Below are 24,612 nucleotides of genomic sequence, written 5' to 3'. Positions count from 1 at the left end.
GCTGTTTCAGTTACCGGCATTATAGGCGGTAATCGCTGCCATATTGACGATGTCGGTATCTTTTGCGCCAATGCTCACGATCTGCGCTGGTTTGTCGAGGCCGACCAGCAGAGGGCCGATGATGGTCGCGCCACCCAGTTCCTGAAGCATATTGGCTGCAATCGATGCCGAGTGATTGTCTGGCGTGACGATGACATTGGCAGGGCCCGACAGGCGGATGAATGGATACTGGTCCATCAGTTTCGGGTTGAGAGCAACATCCGCGCTCATTTCGCCATCAAATTCGAAATCGACATGACGGGTGTTGAGAATGCGAACCGCTTCCTGAATGCGCGCCGAGCTTTCGCCACCCATATGGCCAAAGGTCGAAAAGGCGGTGAGTGCAACACGTGGCACATAGCCCATCCGGCGTGCCATGCCCGCGGCTTCCACCGCAATGTCAGCCAGTTCTTCAGCCGTTGGCTTTTCGTGAACAGCAGTGTCGGCGATAAACACCGTGCGGCCACGACAGAGCGCAATGGAGACACCGACCAGACGATGACCCGGCTTTGAATCAATCACGCGACGCACATCTTCAAGACCGGTTGCATAGTTACGGGTGATGCCCGTTACCATGCCATCCGCATCGCCAAGGGCAACCATACAGGCCGCAAAATGATTGCGGTCATTGTTGATCAGGCGGTGGCAATCGCGCGTCAAATAGCCTTTGCGCTGAAGTTTCGCATAGAGATAGTCGGCATAGACCGCGTTGCGGCTCGACAGACGCGCATTGATGATTTCAATGCCCGGACGATTAAGATCAAGACCAGCTTCCTTGGCGGTTTCGGCAACACGCTCTTCGCGCCCAACCAGAATGGCAGTGCCAAGCCCCTGATTGACGTAGGAAACAGCCGCACGCATGGTTGGCTCTTCTTCACCTTCGGCAAAGACGATGCGCTTTGGCTGACGGCGCACGCGCTCGTAAATGCCGCGCAGCGTGGAGGCAATCGGATCGCGGCGGGCGAGCAGTTCCTGCTTATAGGCTTCGATGTCTTCAATTGCGCGCCCGGCGACACCTGTTTCCATCGCGGCCTTGGCCACCGCCGCCGAAACGGTTGCGAGCAGACGCGGATCGAACGGAACCGGAATGATATATTGCGGACCAAAGCGCGGACGGCTGCCCTGATAGGCGGCCACCACATCATCCGGCACGTCTTCGCGGGCCAGTTCTGCGATTGCGTAAACCGCTGCAATCTTCATTTCGTCATTGATCGTGGTGGCACGCACATCGAGTGCGCCACGGAAAATATACGGGAAGCCCAGCACGTTGTTGACCTGGTTCGGATAGTCCGAACGGCCGGTGGCAACGATGGCATCATCACGCACTTCCGCTACGTCTTCTGGGGTCACTTCCGGGTCCGGATTGGCCATGGCGAAGATGATCGGATTTGGTGCCATTGAGCGCACCATTTCCTTGGTCAGCGCGCCTTTTGCCGAAACGCCGAAGAAGATGTCAGCATCTTTCATCGCGTCTTCGAGCGTGCGCTTGGACGTCTTGATGGCATGGGCCGACTTCCACTGGTTCATCCCTTCTTCGCGACCCTGATAGACGACGCCCTTGGTGTCGCAGAGGGTTACGTTTTCGGACGGGAAGCCGATGGCCTTGATCAGTTCAATACAGGCAATGCCTGCCGAGCCAGCACCATTGCAGACAAGCTTGGTATTCTTGATGTCGCGGCCCGTCAGGTGCAGCGCATTGATCATGCCAGCGGCGGCAATGATTGCCGTGCCATGCTGGTCATCATGGAAAACCGGAATATCCATCACTTCGCGCAGACGCTGTTCGATGATGAAGCAATCCGGAGCCTTGATGTCTTCGAGATTGATGCCGCCGAACGATGGGCCGAGATAGCGCACCGCATTGATGAATTCATCAATATTCGTGGTATCGACTTCCAGATCAATGGAATCGACATCCGCAAAGCGCTTGAAAAGGACGGCCTTGCCTTCCATTACAGGCTTGGAAGCCAGCGCGCCAAGATTGCCAAGGCCCAGAATGGCGGTGCCGTTGGAAATGACCGCAACCAGATTGCCCTTGGCGGTATAATCATAGGCGGTGGCGGGATTTTCCGCGATTGCCTTGACGGGTACTGCGACGCCCGGGGAATAGGCCAGCGAAAGGTCGCGCTGCGTGGTCATTGGCTTGGTGGGATTGATTTCCAGCTTGCCGGGGCGACCATGAGCGTGAAAGTCGAGTGCTTCCTTCTCACTGGCTGTGGGTGTGCGTTCTGGCGTGTTGCCCTTCGGCGTCGAGACTGGCATGTTCCCTCCGGTTTCTTCTGCGGGACGAATTCGATAACGCCAGTCCGCGGGAGTGTAAACAACGCATTTTGGAATAGATATTGATCCTAAAAAGCATGATATGGATATTATTATGTCTTTAAATGGATTTAAATCGCAATAAATGAAGGTTTGGCATGGAAGCGAAGGTCGAAGAAAAACAGTTGGAAGCGGGAGAAAATACCGCGCAGGAAACCGCTGTTCGCCTCACGCCCATGATGGAGCAGTATATTGAGATCAAAGCCGCGAATGTTGATTCGCTGCTTTTCTACCGCATGGGCGACTTTTACGAGCTGTTTTTTGACGATGCGGTTGAAGCTTCCAAGGCGCTCGGCATCACTTTGACCAAGCGCGGCAAGCATTTGGGCGACGATATTCCGATGTGCGGCGTGCCGGTCCATGCCTCTGATGATTATCTCCAACGCCTGATCGCCAAAGGTTATCGCGTTGCAGTTTGTGAGCAGATTGAAGACCCGGCGGAAGCCAAAAAGCGCGGCTCAAAATCGGTGGTCCGCCGTGATGTGATCCGGCTTGTAACCCCGGGTACGATCACCGAAGAAAAGCTGCTCGATCCGTCGGAAGCCAATTATCTGATGGCGCTTGGCCGCACCAAAGGCGACGGTGCGCTGGCCCTTGCATGGATTGATATTTCAACCGGCACGTTCCGCGTTGCTGAGACAACGGAAGATCGGCTTTTTGCCGATGTTGCCCGTGTTGACCCGCGTGAACTGGTCGTCGCTGATACGGCCTTTCATGATGCAGACTTGCGCCCGATTTTTGATCTGATTGGAAAGTCGGTTGTGCCGCAGCCTGCGACACTGTTTGACAGCGCTGCCGCTGAAACCCGCATTCAGCGTTATTTCAATGTCGCAACCCTTGACGGTTTCGGACAGTTCAGCCGCTCCGAACTGTCTGCCATTTCCGGTGCCATTGCCTATATTGAAAAGACGCAGATTGCCGAGCGTCCGCCTTTGATGCGACCAGAGCGCGAACATGAGGGCGGTACGATTTTCATCGATCCGGCCACCCGCGCAAGCCTCGAACTTGCCCGTACCATGTCGGGCAATCGCGAGAGCAGTCTGCTCAAGGCCATCGACCGTACGGTGACGGGTGGCGGCGCGCGCTTACTTGCAGAGCGACTGACCGCACCTTTGACTGATCCAAAGGCGATTGCGCTGCGCCTTGATGCTGTTTCATGGTTTCTGAGTGAGCAATCGCTCTGCGAAGGGCTTCGGCTAGAGTTGAAAGGCGTGCCGGATATGCCGCGCGCGCTTTCACGACTTGCGGTGGGTCGCGGCGGGCCGCGTGATCTTGGCGCTTTGCAGCGCGGTTTTGAAGCGGCGAACGGCATTGCCTCGCTTCTTGAAGGCACCATTCTGCCGGATGAACTGGCACATGCGCGCGAAGCCATTGAGACATTGCCTGTTAGCTTTGCGGCCCATATCGACCGCGCGCTTGCCGACGAGATGCCGCTTTTGAAGCGCGACGGCGGTTTTGTACGCGAAGGCTATAATGCAGAACTCGATGAAATGCGCGCTCTGCGTGATCAGTCACGCCGCGTCATTGCCGGGCTTCAGGCGGATTATATTGAGGAAACCGGCATTAAAACGCTGAAAATCAAGCACAACAACGTGCTTGGTTATTTTATCGAAGTGACCGCCAATAATTCCGGCACCATGACGGACAGTGATGAAGCCAAGGGCCGCTTCATCCATCGCCAGACCATGGCCAATGCCATGCGTTTTACAACAACGGAACTGGCAGAACTGGAAAGCAAGATCGCCAATGCAGCTGATCGGGCTTTGTCGATTGAGCTGGCAATCTTTGAGGAACTGACGGCGGAAGCCGTCAGCCATGCGGACAGCATTCGTGCGGCGGCAGTCGCCCTTTCAGTGTTTGACGTTTCTGCTTCGCTTGCCGTTCTTGCCGAAGAGCAGGGCTATTGCCGCCCGCTGGTCGATGACAGCCTGTCGTTTAACATTGTCGCGGGTCGCCATCCGGTGGTTGAGCAGGCATTGCGCCGTCAGGCGGCTAATCCCTTTGTGGCCAATGATTGTGATCTCTCACCGCAATCAGATGGTGGCAATGGCGCGATCTGGCTGCTGACCGGCCCGAATATGGGCGGTAAATCGACCTTCCTGCGCCAGAATGCCTTAATTGCGATTCTTGCGCAGATGGGTTCGTTTGTGCCTGCGGGTTCTGCGCAGATTGGTGTTGTTGACCGACTGTTCAGCCGCGTCGGTGCATCGGATGATCTGGCGCGGGGCCGTTCGACCTTCATGGTGGAAATGGTTGAAACCGCCGCCATTCTCAATCAGGCGGGCGAGCGTTCGCTGGTCATTCTCGATGAAATCGGTCGCGGCACAGCAACCTTTGACGGGCTTTCGATTGCCTGGGCGGCGGTCGAATATCTGCATGAGAAAAACCGCTGCCGTGCGTTGTTCGCGACACACTTCCATGAAATGACGGCTTTGTCTGAAAAGCTTGATCGGCTGTTCAATGTCACCATGCGGGTCAAGGAATGGGACAATGATGTCGTCTTCCTGCATGAAGTGGCAAAGGGCGCGGCTGACCGTTCCTATGGCGTGCAGGTTGCGCGCCTTGCCGGTCTGCCGGAAGCTGTCGTCAATCGTGCGCGCGATGTGCTGCATCAGCTGGAAGCCGGTGAAACATCCGGCAAGGCTGACAAGCTGATTGATGATCTGCCGCTGTTTTCTGTTATTCTGCAACAGGAAAAACCCAAGCCGCAGGCAGCCACAAAAGACAGTGAACTCGCCAAAGCCGTCGCTGAAATCAGCCCCGACGAGCTGACGCCGCGTGAAGCGCTTGAGCTGATCTATAAGCTTAAAGAGCTTTCAGGCAGGGCGTAAAATCAAAAAGGCGAAGCTGGTGCTTCGCCTTTTCTTTTATACAAAGCGGTTAGCGTCCGCGCCGTAATAAGTAATGTAGCGGCTGGAAATGCGCTCAATCGGCAGGATGATGAAAACATCCGTGGTGCCAAAAGCTTCATCGATCACTGCGCCATCACCAATCATCGCACCAAGGCGTAAGTAGCCTTTCACCAGCGGTGGCATCGAGAAGAGTGCTACCTTGGTGTTGATCGCTTCCTTTGGCATCAGATCCATCGGCTGATAGCGATGGGGGAGTGCGCGCACGTCCCAATCCGGCGTTGCACGGCAATTCTGGTACAGGAATGAAAGCCCCAGCGCATGTGCGGCAGGCACGGCACCATGGAACGATGCACAACCAAACATCACATCAATCGAATGGCGACGGCAATAGGCCCACGCACCCTGCCAGAGCAACTCAACCGTGCGCTTGGAACGGTATTCCGCTTTAACGCAGGAGCGTCCAAGTTCGAGAAGCTTGAGGTCGGGACGCGACAGTGCAAGACGCTGCACGTCATATTCGTCGGCTGAATAGAAGCCGAGTGACTTTTCAGCCTGATCGCTGCGCATCAGGCGATAGGTGCCGACGATCTGCTTGTGCTCAGGCACAGGCAGCGCAGTGTCATAAACCAGAAGATGATCGCAAATGGCATCGAACCGGTCGGCGTCTCTCAATTCAACTTCTTCAATGGTTTCCTTGCGGGCGCCCATCTCTTCGAAGAAGACACGAAACCGCAATTCCTGCGCAGCTTCAATCGCTTCGCGGGAGTTTGCAAGTCGTACTTCAAGTGAACCAATGCGTCCCAATACAATGGGGTCACCATTGGTTTCAAAAAGTGCCTGCTGTGCTTCTATACCCGACATGATCGTATCATCGATGATTTGCTGGCTCATTCCAAGCAGAGTTGACATGATGATAAGCTCCTGATCCTGTTATTCACGCATTCCTGAATGGTTTGCAGTGGCAACGGATGATTTGTTTCATTCTCGCCATAGCAATAGAGTGTCAGTGCTACGTGAGGATGACAGAAGCGTGTCACCAATGTGTCAATCGCTGTGAGTGGCGCTTATCCCCTTCAAAAAATTGTTAAATTTGAAATTCAAACTATGACAAAGGGTCATTTGGATCAAGTGCTGCGCTTTGCGTGCAAGAAAGAGCCTATCTCGCTGCCTTTCTTTCACGCCGCCATCCAAGAAACTCTTCGAGAATGATCAGGCCCGCGCCGATGGTAATGAAAGCATCCGCGAGATTGAAGACGGCAAAAGACCATGTCGACAGGTGGAAGAGAATGTAATCCACGACATAGCCATGCATGACGCGGTCGATCAGGTTCCCGATCGCACCACCCACCACAAGCGCAAAGCCATAACGCGCAAAGACCCGGTTGGCCGGATTGGTCCACCAGAGGTAAAGCACGAAAACAATGACGGCGGCAGTGATTGCGACCAGTCCCCAGTCATGCAGCCATGCCAGCATCGAAAACGCGATGCCTTCATTATGCGTGCGAAACAGCGCAAGAAACGGCAGCAGGTCAATCTGTTGCCCATAGCCCATGCGGGTTTCGACAAGATATTTGACGCCCTGATCAATCAGGACTGCGATGATGACAACGAGAAACGACGACAAAACCGCATGACGCTTCATCCGCTGACCCTTTCATCAAGCGTGAGCGCCTCGCGGCGAATTTCATAAAGCATGACACCCGTGGCAATCGCCAGATTGAGCGAATCTGCGCGGCCTGCCTGTGGGATGCGTGCAAGCTTGTCGCAGCTCTCAGCAAGTGTGTCCGGTAGACCCTGCTGTTCATTGCCCATCATCAGAATGACCGGCTTTTTGGCATAAGGGATGGTGCGATAATCGACAGCACCTTTGAGATGGGTGCCAACGAGGAGGCCCGAAAAGCCTTTGCGCCAGCTGAGAAACTCAGTTTCCGTTGTCTTATAGAGCGGCATTGAGAAGACCGAGCCCATCGTGGCGCGCACGGTTTCAAGCGAATAGGGATCAGTGGTATCACCAATCAGGATGATGCCCTTGGCACCGACCGCGTCAGCGGTGCGGATAACCGTACCGAGATTGCCGGGATCGCGCACGCGATCAAGTGCGATGTAAACATCGTCGCCTTTTGGCCTGAGGTTTGCAAGCTGCTGATATTGCTGCTCGAAAACACCAACCACCATCTGCGGATTATCGCGCCGCGTGATCGCAGCCATGATCTTTTCGGTCACTTCGAGCACCAGTCCGCCTTTTGCGAAGGTACGCGCTGCAACCTGTTCGACCATTTTGTTGCCTTTGCCGGACTTGGCAAACACCAGTGTCTTGATGCGCCAGTCCTGTTCAAAGGCATCAATCACCAGCTTCAGACCTTCAGCCAGAAACACGCCCTGCTGATCGCGAAATTTTTTCAGCGCCAGCGAGCGCAGGTCTTTGACAATCGGATTGGTGAGGCTGGTGACTTCCTTCACCTGTCCCACGCGAGGACTTGAATGCATATTGCCGCTTTTGGAGAAATCGTCATTTCGGCTCATTTTGCTACCCAGCGGCTGAACATGGAGGTGGAAAGTGCGCGTTGGCTTGCACGTTCACGAAGAATAAGTTCGCCCGATTCGACCGTCCCGCCAAGGCCGGTAAAACGGTCGCGCACCAGTTCATGAATGGCGAAGAAGGATGCTCGGATCGAATAGGCAGTCAGAATGACGGCCAGCGCGTTTGGCGTGAGAATGGAACGGCAGGTATCGACCATGGCAGGCAGATGTTCGAACAACTGCCAGACTTCGCCGTTCGGCCCACGGCCATAGGCGGGCGGATCAAGCAGGATGATGTCGTAGAAACTGCCGCGGCGCTCTTCGCGCGCGACAAATTTCATAGCGTCTTCGCAGATCCAGCGGATCGGCTTGTCGGAGAGGCCTGCCATTTCCTGATTTTCGCGTGCCCAGATGATCGCCTTCTTGGAGGCGTCAACATGGGTGACTTCAGCACCGGCGCGCGCTGCAACGAGCGAGGCTACACCCGTATAGCCGAACAGATTGAGCACTTTTACCGTGCGGCCCGCCTTGGCTGCTTCACGGATCAGACCGTCCATATAAGACCAGTGGGCAGCCTGTTCCGGAAAAACACCGACATGGCGGAACGACGTGAAGCGGCCATGAAACGAAATGCCGTCATGCTGCATCGGCCATGTTTCGCCTAGGGGCACTTTTGGAAACGCCCAGCGTCCCATGCCTTCTTCATCGGTGTTGCCGGTAAAGACCGCATCAGCCGTATCCCATTCGCTCTTAGGCAAGCTTGGGAGCCAGATTGCCTGACCTTCCGGGCGAATGATGCGATAAGGGCCATATTGTTCGAGCTTGAGACCGTTGCCGCTGTCGAGCAGCGCATAGTCATCCGATGGCGCGGTTTCGAGAATAACCGGTGCGCGCTCGCCCGGACGCGCACCTGCATAAGCTTTGATTTCGCGCTGAGGGGCAGCAATCTGCTTTTCTTCAGCGGGCTTTGGCGTGGCTTTTGCAAATTGCGGACGCGGCTTTTTGAAGAACGCAGCCTTGCTGTCCGGCTTGTTCTCCTGCCTTGCTGCTGAACGCGGTTCATCATGCTTTGCACGGCCTGAACCGCGTTGCTCTTTACCGCCTGTCGGCTTTTTGCCTTTTGCTTTTGGCGCCTTCACCCGAAACTCCGTGATCTATTTGGCCCGTAGGTAGGCCAAATAGTACCGGAACGAAAGTGAAAAAGAAAAGCGAGTGCTATCGGAGAGTAGAAACTGCGTTTGAGGCATGGCGCTTTTCAGCCGTTTCGGCACGTTCCAGAAGCAGCGACGCTTCCTTTTTATAATGGCGTCCGCGGCGGCGATGCTTGCCTTGCGTCAGCCATGTCACAGCCGCGCCGATTAGCGCACCAAGGATAAGCGCCCCAAACAGCCAGATAAACAACGGTGCCTGATAGGTCAGCGCCGGATTGCCGGGATTAAACGGGTCAATTGTCAGACCGACCGTTTCACGGTTGGCAACCGAAAGCGCGATCAGAATGACCGCCAACGGTACTAAAATGACAATCGTGATAACGCGCTTTGCCACCATGATGGATTAGATGGCGCCGTTGAGACGGTCGCGCAGCTCTTTACCGGTTTTGAAGAACGGCACCCACTTTTCTTCGACTTCAACCGTATCGCCGGTGCGCGGATTGCGACCGCTGCGGGCAGGGCGGTTTTTTACCGAGAAAGCGCCGAAGCCGCGCAATTCCACTCGATTTCCCTCGGCAAGTGCGCTGGTGATCTCATCAAAAACCGCGCCAACGATATTTTCAACATCGCGCTGGAAAAGATGCGGATTACGGCTGGCGATAATCTGAACGAGTTCGGATTTGATCACGGCTTTAAACCCCTGTGTTTTCGTTGTCCGCCAAAGGACTCACTTATTTGCCGGGGTGATACCCGACGTTCCATCAACGTGCCAAACCGAAAGAAGTCCGTCAAGGAAGATACGATCATTTGCGATCTCCTTTAGCAATCCATCGGCCTGCTGCGGTACGCCAAGAAGACGCGCACCGGCGTGAATAATCAGATCACGCAGCGAAAAACCTGTGTCGCTGCTTTCCGGCTTCCATTCGAGCTTGGGCAAATCTTTCGACACGCCCTTGCTGTCTAGCCATGCCACAGCTTCTTCTTCACCGCCCAGTCCGTCAATCAGCTTGTTTTGAACGGCTTGACGTCCGGTGAAAACAGCACCATTGGCAAGTGCAAGCGCTTGTTCATGCGTGAAAGAGCGGCGTTCCTGCACGATTCCCACGAACCAATCGTAGGAATCCATGATCATATTGCGGATCATCGCCTTGGCTTCTTCGCTTGCGGGGCTGAAATAATTTGGCTCAGCTTTCAGCGGCGACGACTTGATCGCCTCGACTTTGACGCCAATCGTATCGAGAAGTTTTGAAAGGTCGGGATATTGGAACAGCACACCGATTGATCCGACGATGGACGTCTGGCGCGCAATAATATGATCAGAAGCGCTGGCAATCATATAACCAGCCGATGCTGCAAGTGTCCCAACCTGGGTTACGACGGGCTTTTTTTCGGCAATTTTCCGAACTGCCTCATAAATTGATTCGCCACCAACAGTGGTGCCGCCGGGTGAATCAAGGATCAGAATAACCCCTTTGACCGCATCGTCATTGGCAATTTTATTGAGGCGCTTGAGCAGTTCTTCATTCTCGAAAATGGTGCCTTCAATGCGAACTTTTGCAACATGTGGCGTGGCAAAATTCGGGCCGCGCATGGAATAGGAGGCAATGCCAGCAATCAGTGCCGCCAGCAAAAGCAAAAAAGCAACGCGCCAGATGGTGAGCTTTCTGCGCAGTTTGCGTCTTTCGATCAGTGCTTCGGCATCATGAGCCATGCTTATCCATCCACTTCATACAGTATCACAAACCTCTTTTAATCTATGGCTGGCAATAGGGAAAGGCGGCAATCATTTTATCCCAATTGATCCGAGACTATAATCAAAATCAGTTTTATGTTAACAATGAAGTGATCAGCTTTTTACCTGCATTTTGGGGGCTAAAACATACGTTTTTCGGCCATTTTTTAGTGTCCCGTCACATTTGCATGGCAGGTGCGTTGTTTTGCGGTCTGTAATAGACTTGAGTGTCGGGCTATTGCATCCCAAATAAGCCATATTGAACGAAGACAGCATCAGATGAAAATGTTCATTCCTGATGTTCGTGTAAACAGTTGAGCAATAAACGGACATTAAAAACGCCGACGATTAACATTAAATGATCGAAAGATATGATGAGCGCTGACACACCACATATACATGCTTCGCAAGGCGCTGCCACCGCAGCCCCAAAAGGCGCAGGCATGCATTTTGGAGCGTCTGAAAAGGCTGCTTCTGTTTTTCGTTCGGCCCAGCGGCACTCGATCCGCGTGCGCGTGCTTAAAGCAGCTCTGCCTGTTGCAGCCATTGCGCTTGCAGCCGTGTTTTCCTGGTACACATTTCTGGCAACGCCCTCAGCGCCTGTGAAGGTTGAGGTCAACAATGGCGGCGAGGCTGGAAAGCTTGTGATGAGCAATCCGCAGCTTAACGGCTATACCAAAGACAACCGCCCCTATTCGATGATTGCTCAAAAGGCTGTGCAGGACGCCAAAAACAGCGGTTCGATTGCGCTTGAGGGCATTTCTGCAGAGCTCCCCGTTGGCGAGAATGGCAGCGCCAAGGTTGAGGCTGCTTCCGGTGTTTACGACAATGCGAACGGTCGTTTGCAACTTGATAAGGATTTTACTGTTACGACAAACGAAGGCTTGCGCGCTGTCATGCGTTCTGCGGATGTTAATCTCAAGAGCGGTCAGGTGACGACGGATAAGCCTGTCGATATTCGTAATGGTAGTACACAGATTAGCGCTGACAGCATGCAGATCAAAGAGAGCGGCAAGATCGTGATCTTTGAAAACAAGGTGCGTGTTGTCATTGACGGTGGCGCGGTTTCAGGTGACAACACGCCTGGTTAAAATCGTATTGCCGCTGACTTTGGGCTTCGTTTCTTTCTGCGCAGTCAGATATTTGTATCTGGCTGCGTTCAGTTTAAGATCGGCGTCTAGTGATTATTGCTTGAGGTGGCGGTCTGAAAGGTTGATAGACTTTTCGGACGGGTTTATGCGTCGGGCATTGAATTTTATGCGCTCGGCCTGATTCCTTGGATGGGATATGTAGGGGAGCTAAAAAACATGGAACGCGAGACGGTCAAGATGAACAAGAGCATGAAGACCCGCAGTTTGCGGATAGGATTTGCGGCTTTGGCGCTTGGCCTGCTTGTTGCGCCGGTTTCCGTTCAGGCTCAGGATAGCCAGCAGGTGCCTTTTGGCAGTCTCAAGCTTTCCGGCGGCAAGGACCCGATCAAGATTGATGCCGACAAGCTTGAAATGCTCGATAAGGAAGGCAAGGCCATTTTCACGGGCAATGTTTCCGTGATGCAGGGCGATGCGCTTCTGAAGTCGGGCAAGATGATTGTCTTTTATAATAAGGACGCGCAGGGCGGAGGCACACAGCCCGCAGGCGGTACTGCCGGTTTGAGCGGATCGGGCATTGATCGCCTTGAAATCAGTGGCAAGGTTTATCTGAAATCCGGCACGCAGGTCGCAACCGGTGACACCGGAACCTATGATGGCAAAAGCCAGGTCATGGTGTTGCAAGGCCAGAAGGTCGTTCTGACCGATGGCGATAATGTTGCAACCGGCTGCAAGCTCACAGCCCATATGGACACCGGCAAGGCTTTCCTCGAAAGCTGCAAGGGCCAGAGCAAGGGCCGCGTCTCCATCATCATGGCGCCCGGCGATAAACAGCAGGGCGGTGCCGCGCCCAAATCGAATTAAGCGGAGCGTGCGTGGGATTGTTCTCGAACAAGAAGGCCGAAGAGTCGCAGACCGTTTCCGAGGATGTTGAAGGCGTCATGCCATCGCAGCCTGGCAAAGTGGCCCGTCTCAAAGGGACTTTGGTTGCCCGTGGCCTATGCAAAAGCTATCGCGGACGACAGGTTGTCAACGGCGTGTCATTTGGTGTGCGCGCTGGTGAAGCTGTGGGCATTCTTGGCCCCAACGGTGCCGGTAAGACCACCTGTTTCTATATGGTGACAGGCCTTGTTCCGGCGGATGCCGGTGCCATTGAGATCGATGGTTATGATGTAACTTCAATGCCGATGTATCGCCGCTCGCGTCTTGGTATCGGTTATCTGCCACAGGAAGCCTCGATTTTCCGTGGCCTTTCTGTTGAAAACAACATCAAGGCCGTGCTGGAAGTTGTCGAAAAAGACCGCAAGAAACGCGCGATAGAACTCGATGCCTTGCTCGAAGAGTTTCACATTGCGCATCTGCGTAAAGCACCCGCCATTTCGTTGTCTGGCGGTGAGCGTCGCCGTCTGGAAATTGCCCGTGCGCTCGCATCGCGCCCGAATTTCATGTTGCTTGACGAACCCTTTGCCGGTGTTGATCCGATTGCGGTTTCCGATATTCAGCAGCTTGTGCGTCATCTGACCAGCCGTGGCATCGGCGTCCTGATCACCGACCACAATGTGCGTGAAACGCTCGGCCTGATTGATCGTGCCTATATCATCCATGCGGGGCAGGTTCTGACTCATGGCCGTCCTGCGGAAATTGTCGCCAATCCTGACGTGCGCAGGCTCTATCTCGGCGATCAGTTCACCCTCTGATTCAATCTGATTGCAACGTGTGCTCTGAAATCGCAGTCCATGCGTTTTCTTTCCTGCGACTATTTTCCACTTTTGCCCGTAAAACGCACATTCTGAATTGACAAGCAAGGTTCGTACCAGTTTTGATGACTGACACGCCTTGATTGAAAAGAAATTTGGAAATGGCGGTTTTGCCAGCCTTTGATGTGTTGGCAGGGGGAAACCGGGGGAATTACACAACGCATGGCCCTATCGCCGAAGCTTGATTTTCGCCAGTCGCAGTCGCTGGTGATGACGCCTCAGCTGATGCAGTCTATCAAGCTGCTTCAGATGACGCATGTCGAGCTGGATCAGTTTCTTAATCTTGAAATTGAAAAAAATCCGCTGCTGGACAGAATAGAGGCAGCGAATGATGATTTTTCAGACGCAGAGCCTCAACGCGACAATGAGGATGCTGGCGCATCTGATCCCACAGCAGATGACGACTGGTTCAAGACAGAAGCTGTCGAGGATGCGCAGGGGCTCTCATCTGCTTTCGACAGTTCGCTGGAGAATATCTTTCCCGATGATCCGGGCCGCAGCGATGATGCACATATGGACGTTGCCGCACAGTGGAAGACGTCCGCAGGCGAAACTTATAGTGCAGGCGGCAGCTATGACATTGATCAGGTTACGGCAAGTCGCATCTCGCTGAGCGCGCATGTTGCCGAGCAAATAGCAATGACATTTGCCAGCGTCCCTGACCGCTTCATTGCAACCGCTCTGGCCGATGCTTTGGATGAGAGCGGTTATCTGCGTGCTGATGTGACATTGCTTGCCCAGAATCTTGGCGTTGAGACAGGCCATGTCGATCGCATTCTTCATGAAATGCAGAGCTTTGATCCTGCTGGACTTTTTGCGCGTGATCTGCGCGAATGTCTCGCCATACAGCTTCGTCTCAAGGATCGGTTTGATCCGGCGATGGAAGCCCTGGTTGACAATCTTGACCTGCTCGCGCGGCGGGATTTTGCAGCGCTTAAAAAGCTTTGCGGGGTCGATCAGGCCGATATTCTCGATATGCTCAATGAGATTCGGATGCTTGATCCCAAGCCTGGAACCCAGTTTGAGGTTTCGGTGGCGGATGTCATCATCCCGGATGTGCTGGTGGCGATGGTGCGTGATGGAACCTGGGGGATTGAGCTTAATCCAGCCTCACAGCCCCGATTGATCGTGAATAATGAATATTATGCTGAAGTCAGCCCTTCCATCAAAGGTGAGGAAAAGGCATTTCTGGCTGATTGCATGCAGTCGGCCAACTGGCTTATGCGCAGCCTCGATCAGCGGGCGCGCACGATCCTGAAAGTGGCGCAGGAAATTGTGCGTCAGCAGGATGGATTTCTGCGTCACGGCGTAACGCACCTCAAGCCGCTTAATCTGCGCACCGTGGCCGATGCCGTTGGCATGCATGAATCAACGATCAGTCGCGTGACGGCCAACAAATTCATGGCAACACCGCGCGGCGTGTTTGAACTGCGCTATTTCTTCAATGCATCCATCGCTTCTTCCGAAGGAGGCGATGCGCATTCGTCCGAGAGTGTGCGGCATCGTATCCGTCAGATGATCGACGCGGAAAAGCCTGAGGATGTCTTATCCGATGATGCGATCGTTGATGCCTTGAAAAAGGACGGCGTGGATATTGCACGCAGAACGGTAGCGAAATACCGCGAAGCGATGAATATTCCATCATCGGTTCAACGCAGGCGGGAAAAGAAAGCGCGATTGTCTGCGCGCTAAAGTTTATCTGGGGGAGCTTTCGCAAAAAATGGCTGCCAGAAGCTGTGATTGACAATTAACCTTTAAGCCAATAGAAGCCCCGCTCGCGTTAGGATACGCATTTGTAAAGGTCGGCATTTTGGTGTCTGGCCGACAAAACGAAAGGCTCGGTAATATTTCGGGAAACGCTTCCGCGTTTCCGGCGTTACATAAAAGAACGATGTGCAGCGATCTTCTCATTCATGTGTTTTGAAGGCACATGGGGGAAATAAATTCAAAAGCCGCTTTGGAGCAGATATTCGGTCGGGTGTTTTGGCACGGTGTCCGAATTTGTGAAACGGGGCTTGAAAATAGCACAGGACGAAAAGCAAATTTGATGCTGGTTCGCTTTGCGCTTCGCTCACCTTGTGGTTAGACTGCGTCCTGTTGTGTAACGCAAATGAGGTGTACCAAATGACTCTGCGTGTATCTGGAAAGCATATGGACGTCGGCGAGGCTTTTACGACCCGGATCATTGATCGGGTTAATGAAGCGGTCGGCAAATATTTTGATCATGGCTTTTCCGGGCAGGTAACGGTCACCAAGTCCGGATCGCGCTACAGCGCAGATTGCACTTTGCATCTTGATAGCGGTGCCACTCTTCAGAGCACCGGGGATGCACAGGACCCGCAATTGGCGTTCGATGCGGCTGCAGAAAAGATTGAAACACGCTTGCGTCGGTACAAGCGTCGTTTGAAATCCCGCCCTGCGACTGCACCAAATGCGATCTATGATGATGTGGCATATCGTGTTATGGCACCGCTGCCGGAGGAAGAGGAGGATCTTCCGGTGGATTACGCGCCAACTATTGTTGCGGAATCGTCTGTCGCTCTTCGCACCCTTTCGGTCGCGTCGGCGGTTGTGGAACTTGACCTGATTGAAAATCCGGTTCTGGTCTTCCGCAATGCAGGCAATGATGAAGTGAATATCGTCTACCGTCGTGCGGACGGGAATATTGGCTGGGTTGATCCGTCAACGGTGACCCGTCAGTCCGCACCACGCGCCTGACGGCAAACCGAAGCGCACGCAGTCTTTCTCGCTGTCGTGCGCTTCTCTAAACCGGGCCCAAATGGCCTGATTGAAGAAGGAACGGAGAGAATGGATCTTAGTGATCTGATTCAGCCTGGGGCGATTATCCCGGCGCTGAAAGCCAGCTCCAAAAAGCAGCTTTTGCAGATTCTGTCTGAAAAGGCTGCGGAACTGACCGGTCTCCCGGAGCGTGAAGTTTTCGAAACGATTCTCCAGCGCGAACGCCTTGGTTCTACAGGCGTTGGCAATGGCGTTGCCATTCCTCATGGTAAGCTCGCAAGCATCGACAAGATTGCAGGGATTTTTGCGCGCCTTGAAACGCCAGTGGATTTTGAAGCATTGGACGATCAGCCCGTTGATCTTGTGTTCTTGCTTCTGGCACCTGAAAATGCAGGTGCCGACCATCTGAAGGCCCTGTCGCGTATCGCTCGCATGTTACGCGATGCCGACACCGTGGCAAAGCTGCGCGGAACCCATGATGCGCAGGCACTTTATTCATTCCTGACATCGCATCCGGCGTCAAACGCCGCCTGAGGTCAAATAAGCGTCTGTTAAAAAAACCGCTGTTCTCACTGAACGGCGGTTTTTACTTATTCTAGCATCTTGCGGGCCAAGAATTCATCCTTCATTCTTTCGATTTTCAAATTGGAACAAAAGTTTAACCAAAATCTTCGCCCAGCTAGTTTATCGATCTTATTGTTTAAGCTGCCAATGCTTCGTAAAACCAGCAAAGTCTTTGGTCCATTTACGAAAAAAGCTGCTGGTTACCAGCTTTTTAAAAGACTTAGAAACGTGTTCAAGTTGAAGACTGGAGCCTACGCATGAAGTTTCGTATTGCCCGCCCGTCTGATGCTGCAATATTGGCAGCTATCTCAATTGAAGTCTGGTTGGGGACCTATATCAGGCGGGGGGTAAACGCGTTTTTTGCTGATTATGCACTAAATGAGTTTACATCCGATAAGTTCGCCACGCTGCTCGATGATCCCCAAGAACATATTATCGTGTCAGAGAATGAAGATGGTATCGATGGATTTATTCGCATCAGCGGTGGGAAAGCGGCTCCTGTCGCAGATTGTTCCACTATGGAGATTTCCACCCTGTACGTTCAGCCCCGTCACCACGGCAGGGGGCTCGGAGGACTGCTGTTGGAACAGGGGTTGAAATATGCGCGAGATGCCGACAGTCCATCGGTCTGGTTGACGACCAATTCTGAAAATAGCCCCGCCATAGCCTTCTATCTTAAGCACTGCTTTGAAAAAGTTGGAACTACGCATTTCCGCATTCAGGATCAAGTCTATCTGAACGATGTTTTCAGGCTTGGCCTCAGGCAGGAAATAAAAAGACCACGGGACAGCAATAAGCCTTATGACTGCTAAAGTGCCGTTTTGTTACAACTGAGACCGGCACCCTTTTACGGAAAGCAGCAATGCCGGTCCGTTGACGGACCGGCATCACGCAAAGAATTTAATGCAGCATAACCGTGCGCAATTCATGTTCATGCGCGCCCTGCAAGGCGGTGGCACGGACATCGGACAGGACGATAGGCTCGCCGCTGGCGCCAAACAGCGCCCAGATTTCTATACCTGGAGCAATCGGGGGGAGGGCCGGGAAGGTGCGGGTGAGATCGTCGGAACGAATCTTGCGCACATAAGCCACTTCACCTTCACCCAGATGAGCGAATTCATGTTCCGTGAGGATGTGTCTGTTCATCATCGTAGCCTCCGTTTTCGCGGCATATCATTTGCGATCATGGCGCTTAAGAGCTTAATAAATCCCTATAGCAGTTTTTAGTTGAACATAAGCTGAACCAGCTTCACTCTTTCACTGCTATATTGATACGTTTGATCAGCCGTTCTGGTTCAGGTCGATCAAGATCAATGGCGAGAAGTCCATTTTTCAGTTCACACCCGACAACCCGCATACCATCGGCCAGAACAAAGACGCGTTGAAACTGACGCGCAGCAATGCCGCGATGCAGAAATTCGCGCTCCGTATCGTCGTTTTGGCGTCCGCGGATGACAAGCTGATTGTCTTCCGTCATGACTTCAAGATCGTCGCTGGCAAATCCTGCAACTGCAAGCGTGATACGCAGGCGTTCAGAGCCAGTCTCGCCACGCAGACGTTCTATATTATAAGGCGGGTAACCATCACCGGATTTGGCAATCCGTTCCAGCGTCTTTTCCATTGTGTCGAATCCGAGCAAAAGCGGGCTCGAAAACGGGGTAATTCTTGTCATTGCATCAGTCCTTATCGAAGCGACCGTCTTGGAAAGAACCCTTGCGGCGTATCTTTCACTCAACTGATATGGCTTGTGAAAGGTCCGACTTCAAGAGCCGAAGTCCAATTCCTCCCATCACACTGTAAATCCGATGGGTTCGATGCAAAACTTGTCAATATGTGTGGAAAAACATGAGAGTGCGACCGCCCTCTTGGGCGCACAAAGCTCGTTTTAACGCCGTGCTTCGCTCAGCGCGTGGCCAAAAGCCGTTGCAAAGCTTTCGCGATCATCCGGATTGAGAAAGCCGCCGATGAGAACGCGATACGGGCGGCTTTCCACATGCATGGATGTAATGCCGAATTCCGGCTTTCGTGCTATTGTGAACCGTGCCCGGAACGGATGAAACTCATGTTCGATCAATTTTCCTGAAGGCTCAAATTTGCGGATATGCAGGGCCGCGCGTGAAACGGATATTTCCTCGCGCGCTTTCGCCGTATGGTAATTCCAGCGAAAAGCCAGATAGATCAGCAAGACATCAAGACCAAAAAAGCCGATGATCGGCCATGCACCGATTGACCAGAACAGAACGCAGACAAACAGCCAGCAACTGATCAGCCCGCCCATCAGTACCCGAAAACCCGTTTTCCCCAATGAGCGATAGGGCGTCAGCAGGGCTTTAAAAATTGGGGTGTCAAACGCGTCTGGGTTTGCGCCGTCTGGATGGTGCATGGATTTCACGACCATTCCGGTCGCCTCAATTTGCGGAGTGTTTGGGGGCTGCGTCAAGCTGTGAACTGTTTTCCGCGGATGCAGCCAAGTATAGAGGCAAAATGGAAAACGCCAAAATCAAATCCTCCGTGACTGTAAGCGCGCCCACGCGCCGCGCGCGCCGTGTGGCTGGTACGCTTTATACGGCTGACGAGATTCACGAAATTTTCCGCCGCTTTTCCATTATTCGCCCTGAACCCAAGGGCGAGCTTGAGCATGTGAATGCTTTCACGCTGCTGGTGGCTGTGGCCTTGTCAGCGCAGGCAACCGATGCGGGGGTGAACAAGGCAACCCGAGCGCTTTTTGCCATCGCTGACACACCGCAAAAGATGCTGGCGCTGGGCGAAGACACGGTTGGCAACTATATCCGCACCATCGGCCTTTGGCGCAACAAGGCGAAGAATGTCATTTTGCTGTCTGAAGCGCTGATCCGTGATCATGGCGGCGAAGTGCCGGATGATCTTGATGCGCTGGTGAAACTGCCCGGCGTTGGCCGCAAGACGGCCAATGTCGTGCTGAGCATGGCCTTTGGTCATGCAACGATGGCGGTGGACACACATATCCTGCGCATTGGCAACCGGATCGGGCTTGCACCGGCCAAGACGCCGGATGCGATGGAAGCCATTCTGATGCGGATTATCCCGAAAGAATATCTCTTCCATGCGCATCACTGGCTGATCCTGCATGGACGCTATACCTGTAAGGCACGCAAGCCCACATGCGAGAATTGCGTGATTGCCGATATCTGCAAATTTCCGGGAAAGACGTGCGATATTCCTGCGGCGCTCATTGCGCTATCGCCGCAGCCTTAAAGTCTCTTTTGCAGAAATTGCCTTGTGCAGATGGATCATCATGGCAGCTGCAAAAAGCGGTGTCAGCAGATTGAGCAGCGGGATCGCAAGAAAGGCCGCGATGACCAGCCCCGCAAGGAAGACTGTCACACCATATTGCGAGCGTAACGCTTTCGCTTCCGCTTCTGACCGGTAGCGCATGGCGGCAAATTCAAAGAACTCGCGCCCCAGCAGATAGGCATTGATCACGAAAAAGGCGATCAGGTTGACACCCGGCACAAACAGCAGAAGCAGCGCTATAATATTGCCGAGAATGACCACGCCTAAAAATTTGAGCGACGCCACAACGGCGCGTCCGAGCGGTAACGCTGTGCCTTGAGGTTCACCCGGATAATCCTCGCGCTCGACCACATCAGCAACATCATCAAGGAAAATGCCAGCAACAAGAGCTGTGACGGGCGCGATCATCAAAGCAAGAACGAGCGCCAACCCAAGACCTGCAACGATAGCCGCAACAATGCCAAGCCAACCGGCCCAATCGGGCATTCCGGGCAGGATTTGCTCCATCCAGGGCCAAGCCAAAGTAAAAAATATTTGACGAATGGTGACCCATAGCCCGACGAGCAGGAGAAGCGTCAGCCCCAATGTTTTCCATAAAACAGAACGAAATTCCGGCGTTGGAAGGCGCTTTAACGCTTTTAGTGCCGCTTCAATGATCATTCAGGTCCACTTTCCGTGATCTCACAGGATCAAAATAGGAATATCAGCGCTGCTGTGCAATATGCGCTACCCACAGAAGGCAGGCTTAACAGGGTAGTCAAAAGACTTGCAAAAGGCTAAACCCGCCCCACATGACTGCCGCCGTACCGCTTGTCTGAATGTCTCGGACAGAGGCGGGCAGCAGACAAAAGGGGAGCCCCAGATCAAGCTCATGGCTACATTCGACGTTCTTTGCATTGGCAATGCCATTGTCGATATTATCTCGCGCACAGAGGATGCATTCCTTGAAACAAACGGCATCATCAAAGGTGCCATGAACCTGATTGATGGTGACCGGGCAGAATTGCTTTATAGTCGCATCAAAGGTCAGGTCACCGAAATGTCTGGCGGCAGCGCAGGCAACACGGCGGCTGGCGTTGCAAGCTTTGGCGGTCGCTCCGCCTATTTTGGTAAAGTCGCAACCGATCATCTAGGCCGCGTCTTTGCGCATGATATTCGCGCGCAGGGTGTCGCTTTTGATACGCGTCCTCTGGAAAAGGGATCGCCGACAGCGCGTTGCACGATTTTCGTTACTCCGGATGGCGAGCGTTCGATGAACACCTATCTTGGTGCCTGCGTCGAGCTGGGGCCGGAAGATATTGAAACCTCGAAGGTAGCGGACGCTAAGGTCACTTATTTCGAGGGTTATCTGTGGGACCCACCCCGTGCCAAGGAAGCCATTGTTCTGGCCTCCAAGATTGCCCATGAACATGGCCGCAAGGTCGCCATGACGCTTTCTGATCCATTCTGTGTTGATCGCTATCGCGAGGAATTCCTTGATCTGATGCGTAAAGGAACGGTCGATATCGTTTTCGCAAATGAAGACGAGGCCAAGTCGCTTTATCAGACCCACGCGCTGGATGACGCCATCGAATCGTTGCGCAAAGACTGTCCGCTGGTCATTGTGACGCGTTCGGAAAAAGGTGCGGTGGTCATCACTGAAGACCAGACTCTTGTCGTTCCGGCGATCGAAATCGAAGAGCTGGTCGATACGACCGGCGCGGGTGATCTCTACGCTGCCGGTTTTCTGTATGGCTATACCAATGACCGTTCGCTGGAAGATTGCGCCCGTCTTGGTTCGCTTGCAGCCGGTATGATTATTCAGCAGATGGGCCCGCGCCCACTGGCCAATCTTCAGGCCGTGGCGGCTCAGGCCAAGCTTATCTGATTATTCATCCGGTCTTACAATCCGGTCGCGCTTGAGCTCTTCTTCAGTGCGACCGGGGCGGCTTTTATAAACTGGCAGATTCCAGCCGAAATAGAGCGCCCCGCCGCGCACGATGAATGCGGTGAGCGCCGCTGAGAGGCCTGCAAAAACCGGGTCAACACCAAAACGTTCCAGCAAGACATAGAGACATGCACCGGCCAGTGCTGCGCTGACATAAATTTCCCGTCGCATCAGAACGGATGGCTCACCGGCCACCATATCGCGCAAAATTCCGCCAAGAGTTGCTGTGAAAATACCCGTAACGATGGCGACGGACGGCCCAAAGCCAAGCGCAAGCCCTTTGGCCGCGCCCACAACCGTATAGGCTGCCATACCGATAGCGTCACACCAAAGCAGAAGCCGGTAGCGCGATTCGAAGAGATGCGCCGTGAAATAGACGATGATGGCGGCCGATGTGCCAGCCAGCAAATAGAACGGTTCAATCACCCAGAACACCGGTGCGCCCAGAAGCAGATCGCGAATCGTCCCCCCACCAATACCTGTTATATTGGCGAGAAAGATGAAGCCGATAATGTCGAGCTGGCGGCGTGAGGCGGCAAGCGCGCCGGTGGCGGCGAAGACAAACACACCTGCAAAATTTGCAAAATCAAAGATCGTCACGCATGTCTCCCGACTGACATTCTGTCGATATTCCGATGGTTAGGGACAAAAAGAAAGAGCGGCGATAAACCCGCCGCTCTTTGTTTGAATAGGTGTCAGCAATAGATAGGCTTAGGCATCGCCCTCAGGTGTCGCAGTGTTTTCCGCCGCAACCTTTGGACCGCCCTTCGAAACGCCAACCATGGCCGGACGCAGCACGCGATCACCAATGGCGTAGCCTGCCTGAACAACCTGAACAACGGTGTTGTTCGGAAGCTCGGGATTTGGAACTTCAAACATCGCCTGATGGAAGTTCGGGTCGAACTTCTGACCTTCTGGATCAAGCTTCGTTACGCCGTGGCGTTCCAATGCCTGCAGCATGGCGCGCTCGGTCATTTCCACGCCTTCGGCCAGCGACTTGAGATTGGCATCGCTTTCCAGTGCGTCTGCGGGGATCGCATCCTGTGCGCGGCGCAGATTGTCGGACACTGAGAGCATATCGCGGGCAAAATTCGTCACGGCATAGGTGCGCGCGTCCTGAACATCGCGCTGGGTGCGCTTGCGCAGATTTTCCATCTCGGCAACCAGACGCAGCATCTGGTCTTTCAGCTCTGCATTGTCAGCTTCCAGCGCTGCAATGGTGTTGGCGGCCAGATTTTCAGCGTCAACAGTTGCGTCTTCTTCGACCTCAGCGCGTGCCTCAGCCTTGCGGCTTTTCAGAAAATCATCGGCAGCACGCTTCAGCGCATCACGATCACGAGGATTGTTGATATCGCGCTGCTCAAGATCGGGGTTTTCAGGTGTGTTTTTTTCATCAGCCATAATGCTTCTTCCGTCTTGAAGTGTGTTTGCCCGGATATTGAGTTTCGCGGGATTAAAATCAAGGTCTAATTTCCCGGCCTTGTTAAGTCTGACACTTATATCAGGAATTAACGCAACAATCGGGAGACAATTTGCGCAGTATAATCGACCATTGGCACGATGCGCGCATAGTTTAGCCGGGTCGGGCCAATGACACCCAAAGCACCAACGATGCGCTGTTCGCTGTCACGATAAGGGGCAACCACCAGCGAAGAGCCGGAAAGGGAAAACAGTTTGTTTTCCGAACCGATGAAAATCCGCACCCCGGACCCCGATTCAGCCAGATCAAGCAACTGGATCATACCATCCTTGGTCTCTAAATCATCAAACAGATGCCTGAGACGCTCAATATCTTCCTGCGCATGAATGTTTTCAAGTAGATTGGCTCGGCCACGCACGATCAGCCGAGCTGGCTGATCCGAGCCTGCGCCACTCCAGACTGCTATGCCTTGCTCAACCAGTTCCTGCGAGAGCTGATCAAGCTCCAGCCTGGTTTCTTCCGACAGCTTTTCGAGCTCCGACTTTGCTTCCGACAGTGTGTGGCCATGAATATGCGCGTTAAGAAAGTTGGAAGCTTCCACCAGTTGCGATGCGGAAATGCCAGCTGGCAGATTGATGACGCGGTTTTCGACATCGCCATTTTGCATCACCAGCACCGCAAGCGCACGCGTCGGCTCTAAACGCACGAACTCGATATGTTTGAGCGCGCCTTCCGTCTTGGTTGCAAGCACAAGGCCTGCGCCGCGCGACAGGCCGGAGAGAACCTGACTGGCTTCGGTGAGCACGCTTTCAACTGAATTGTTCGTGCCGGCCGAGCGAACCTGTGCCTCAATGGATGAGCGTTCATCGGGCGGCAGATCACCCACTTCCATGAATGCATCGACAAAGAAACGCAGCCCGATCTGCGTCGGTAGACGCCCGGCGGAAATATGCGGGGCATAAATCAGGCCGAGATGTTCCAGATCGCTCATCACGTTGCGAATGGTGGCGGGTGAAAGACTCCGTGGCAACAGACGCGATAAATTGCGCGAACCGACCGGATCGCCATCATTGAGATAGCTGTCGACGATCAGCCGGAATATATCGCGCGACCGTTGATCGAGCGAACTGAGCAACTGATGTTCTGGTGACTTGATCATGGTCTGAATGCGAACCCTTTGAATTGAAGGCTCTAAATATAAGGCGGCGCGCCGAAGCGTCAAAGGCCTAAG

At 53.6% G+C, this 24,612-nt stretch carries 25 protein-coding genes; 10 read left to right on the top strand and 15 right to left on the bottom strand.

What is annotated here, in order from left to right; genetic code table 11:
- Positions 1-6 precede the first annotated feature (6 nt).
- Positions 7-2,301, bottom strand: a complete 2,295-nt coding sequence (locus VBH83_RS00240) for an NADP-dependent malic enzyme (protein WP_265982712.1) — start codon at positions 2,299-2,301, stop codon at positions 7-9.
- 155 nt (positions 2,302-2,456) lie between these two features.
- Here VBH83_RS00240 and mutS point away from each other — a divergent pair, with 155 nt between their 5' ends.
- The gene (mutS, locus tag VBH83_RS00235; protein ID WP_396995881.1) at positions 2,457-5,189 is read left to right on the top strand and encodes a DNA mismatch repair protein MutS; all 2,733 of its coding nucleotides are present in this window, start codon (positions 2,457-2,459) and stop codon (positions 5,187-5,189) included.
- 36 nt (positions 5,190-5,225) lie between these two features.
- Here mutS and VBH83_RS00230 read toward each other — a convergent pair whose 3' ends face one another.
- The 7 genes from VBH83_RS00230 to sppA all read right to left on the bottom strand — a co-directional run bounded on the left by VBH83_RS00230 (position 5,226) and on the right by sppA (position 10,592).
- Complete coding sequence (locus VBH83_RS00230) at positions 5,226-6,119, bottom strand: GNAT family N-acetyltransferase (RefSeq protein ID WP_265982714.1); 894 nt, start codon at positions 6,117-6,119, stop codon at positions 5,226-5,228.
- Positions 6,120-6,366: 247 nt separating this feature from the next.
- On the bottom strand, positions 6,367-6,852 hold the full coding sequence (gene lspA / locus VBH83_RS00225) for a signal peptidase II (RefSeq protein WP_396995879.1): 486 nt from the start codon (positions 6,850-6,852) through the stop codon (positions 6,367-6,369).
- On the bottom strand, positions 6,849-7,733 hold the full coding sequence (locus tag VBH83_RS00220; protein WP_265982716.1) for an RNA methyltransferase: 885 nt from the start codon (positions 7,731-7,733) through the stop codon (positions 6,849-6,851). The genes lspA and VBH83_RS00220 overlap by 4 nt, the downstream gene beginning before the upstream one ends.
- Positions 7,730-8,869, bottom strand: coding sequence for a class I SAM-dependent methyltransferase (locus VBH83_RS00215; RefSeq protein ID WP_265982717.1), 1,140 nt, complete (start codon positions 8,867-8,869; stop codon positions 7,730-7,732). Before VBH83_RS00215 ends, VBH83_RS00220 begins: the two co-directional genes overlap by 4 nt.
- A gap of 76 nt (positions 8,870-8,945) precedes the next feature.
- Positions 8,946-9,278: a LapA family protein gene (locus VBH83_RS00210; RefSeq protein ID WP_265982718.1), complete on the bottom strand. Its 333-nt coding sequence runs from the start codon at positions 9,276-9,278 to the stop codon at positions 8,946-8,948.
- A 6-nt stretch (positions 9,279-9,284) separates the two neighbouring features.
- On the bottom strand, positions 9,285-9,569 hold the full coding sequence (locus VBH83_RS00205) for an integration host factor subunit beta (protein WP_265982719.1): 285 nt from the start codon (positions 9,567-9,569) through the stop codon (positions 9,285-9,287).
- Between the two features lie 39 nt (positions 9,570-9,608).
- Positions 9,609-10,592: a signal peptide peptidase SppA gene (sppA, locus tag VBH83_RS00200; protein ID WP_265982720.1), complete on the bottom strand. Its 984-nt coding sequence runs from the start codon at positions 10,590-10,592 to the stop codon at positions 9,609-9,611.
- Between the two features lie 395 nt (positions 10,593-10,987).
- Here sppA and lptC point away from each other — a divergent pair, with 395 nt between their 5' ends.
- The 7 genes from lptC (at position 10,988) to VBH83_RS00165 (ending at position 17,573) form a co-directional block, all read left to right on the top strand.
- Complete coding sequence (gene lptC / locus VBH83_RS00195) at positions 10,988-11,704, top strand: LPS export ABC transporter periplasmic protein LptC (protein WP_265983821.1); 717 nt, start codon at positions 10,988-10,990, stop codon at positions 11,702-11,704.
- A 216-nt stretch (positions 11,705-11,920) separates the two neighbouring features.
- A complete protein-coding gene (locus tag VBH83_RS00190; RefSeq protein ID WP_265982721.1) occupies positions 11,921-12,565 on the top strand; it encodes an LptA/OstA family protein in 645 nt (214 codons plus the stop codon).
- 11 nt (positions 12,566-12,576) lie between these two features.
- Complete coding sequence (gene lptB / locus VBH83_RS00185) at positions 12,577-13,398, top strand: LPS export ABC transporter ATP-binding protein (RefSeq protein ID WP_396995875.1); 822 nt, start codon at positions 12,577-12,579, stop codon at positions 13,396-13,398.
- 222 nt (positions 13,399-13,620) lie between these two features.
- On the top strand, positions 13,621-15,150 hold the full coding sequence (gene rpoN, locus VBH83_RS00180) for an RNA polymerase factor sigma-54 (RefSeq protein WP_265982722.1): 1,530 nt from the start codon (positions 13,621-13,623) through the stop codon (positions 15,148-15,150).
- Positions 15,151-15,582: 432 nt separating this feature from the next.
- On the top strand, positions 15,583-16,176 hold the full coding sequence (gene hpf / locus VBH83_RS00175; RefSeq protein ID WP_265982723.1) for a ribosome hibernation-promoting factor, HPF/YfiA family: 594 nt from the start codon (positions 15,583-15,585) through the stop codon (positions 16,174-16,176).
- 90 nt (positions 16,177-16,266) lie between these two features.
- Positions 16,267-16,731: a PTS IIA-like nitrogen regulatory protein PtsN gene (gene ptsN, locus VBH83_RS00170; protein WP_265982724.1), complete on the top strand. Its 465-nt coding sequence runs from the start codon at positions 16,267-16,269 to the stop codon at positions 16,729-16,731.
- Positions 16,732-17,018: 287 nt separating this feature from the next.
- Positions 17,019-17,573: a GNAT family N-acetyltransferase gene (locus tag VBH83_RS00165; RefSeq protein ID WP_265982725.1), complete on the top strand. Its 555-nt coding sequence runs from the start codon at positions 17,019-17,021 to the stop codon at positions 17,571-17,573.
- A gap of 88 nt (positions 17,574-17,661) precedes the next feature.
- Here the strand turns inward: VBH83_RS00165 and VBH83_RS00160 are convergent, their stop codons facing one another.
- From VBH83_RS00160 to VBH83_RS00150, 3 genes are all read right to left on the bottom strand, one after another.
- A complete protein-coding gene (locus VBH83_RS00160) occupies positions 17,662-17,907 on the bottom strand; it encodes a DUF1150 family protein (RefSeq protein WP_265983824.1) in 246 nt (81 codons plus the stop codon).
- A gap of 103 nt (positions 17,908-18,010) precedes the next feature.
- Positions 18,011-18,433, bottom strand: a complete 423-nt coding sequence (locus VBH83_RS00155; RefSeq protein ID WP_265982726.1) for an Hsp20 family protein — start codon at positions 18,431-18,433, stop codon at positions 18,011-18,013.
- Between the two features lie 213 nt (positions 18,434-18,646).
- Positions 18,647-19,144 (bottom strand): DUF2244 domain-containing protein, encoded by a 498-nt coding sequence (locus VBH83_RS00150; RefSeq protein WP_265983825.1) that lies wholly within the window; start codon positions 19,142-19,144, stop codon positions 18,647-18,649.
- A gap of 101 nt (positions 19,145-19,245) precedes the next feature.
- On the opposite strand from VBH83_RS00150, the gene nth reads away from it, so the two are divergent.
- Entirely contained in the window at positions 19,246-19,995 is a 750-nt protein-coding gene (gene nth / locus VBH83_RS00145) for an endonuclease III (RefSeq protein WP_396995871.1), read from the top strand.
- On the opposite strand, the gene VBH83_RS00140 is transcribed toward nth, so the two are convergent.
- Entirely contained in the window at positions 19,978-20,694 is a 717-nt protein-coding gene (locus tag VBH83_RS00140; RefSeq protein WP_265982728.1) for a sulfate transporter family protein, read from the bottom strand. The genes nth and VBH83_RS00140 overlap by 18 nt on opposite strands.
- Positions 20,695-20,905: 211 nt before the next feature.
- On the opposite strand from VBH83_RS00140, the gene VBH83_RS00135 reads away from it, so the two are divergent.
- Positions 20,906-21,901 (top strand): adenosine kinase, encoded by a 996-nt coding sequence (locus VBH83_RS00135; RefSeq protein ID WP_265982729.1) that lies wholly within the window; start codon positions 20,906-20,908, stop codon positions 21,899-21,901.
- Here VBH83_RS00135 and VBH83_RS00130 read toward each other — a convergent pair whose 3' ends face one another.
- From VBH83_RS00130 to hrcA, 3 genes are all read right to left on the bottom strand, one after another.
- Positions 21,902-22,561 carry a trimeric intracellular cation channel family protein gene (locus VBH83_RS00130; RefSeq protein ID WP_265982730.1) on the bottom strand — a complete coding sequence of 220 codons (660 nt, stop codon included), beginning with the start codon at positions 22,559-22,561 and terminating at the stop codon, positions 21,902-21,904.
- A gap of 111 nt (positions 22,562-22,672) precedes the next feature.
- On the bottom strand, positions 22,673-23,362 hold the full coding sequence (gene grpE, locus VBH83_RS00125; RefSeq protein ID WP_265982731.1) for a nucleotide exchange factor GrpE: 690 nt from the start codon (positions 23,360-23,362) through the stop codon (positions 22,673-22,675).
- A 107-nt stretch (positions 23,363-23,469) separates the two neighbouring features.
- Positions 23,470-24,540: a heat-inducible transcriptional repressor HrcA gene (gene hrcA / locus VBH83_RS00120; protein WP_265982732.1), complete on the bottom strand. Its 1,071-nt coding sequence runs from the start codon at positions 24,538-24,540 to the stop codon at positions 23,470-23,472.
- Between the last annotated feature and the right edge of the window lie 72 nt (positions 24,541-24,612).

This window comes from Ochrobactrum sp. S1502_03 (assembly GCF_044435015.1).
In the GTDB taxonomy this organism is placed as follows: Bacteria; Pseudomonadota; Alphaproteobacteria; order Rhizobiales; family Rhizobiaceae; genus Brucella; species Brucella chromiisoli.
This window is presented reverse-complemented; position numbering and strand designations above follow the sequence as displayed.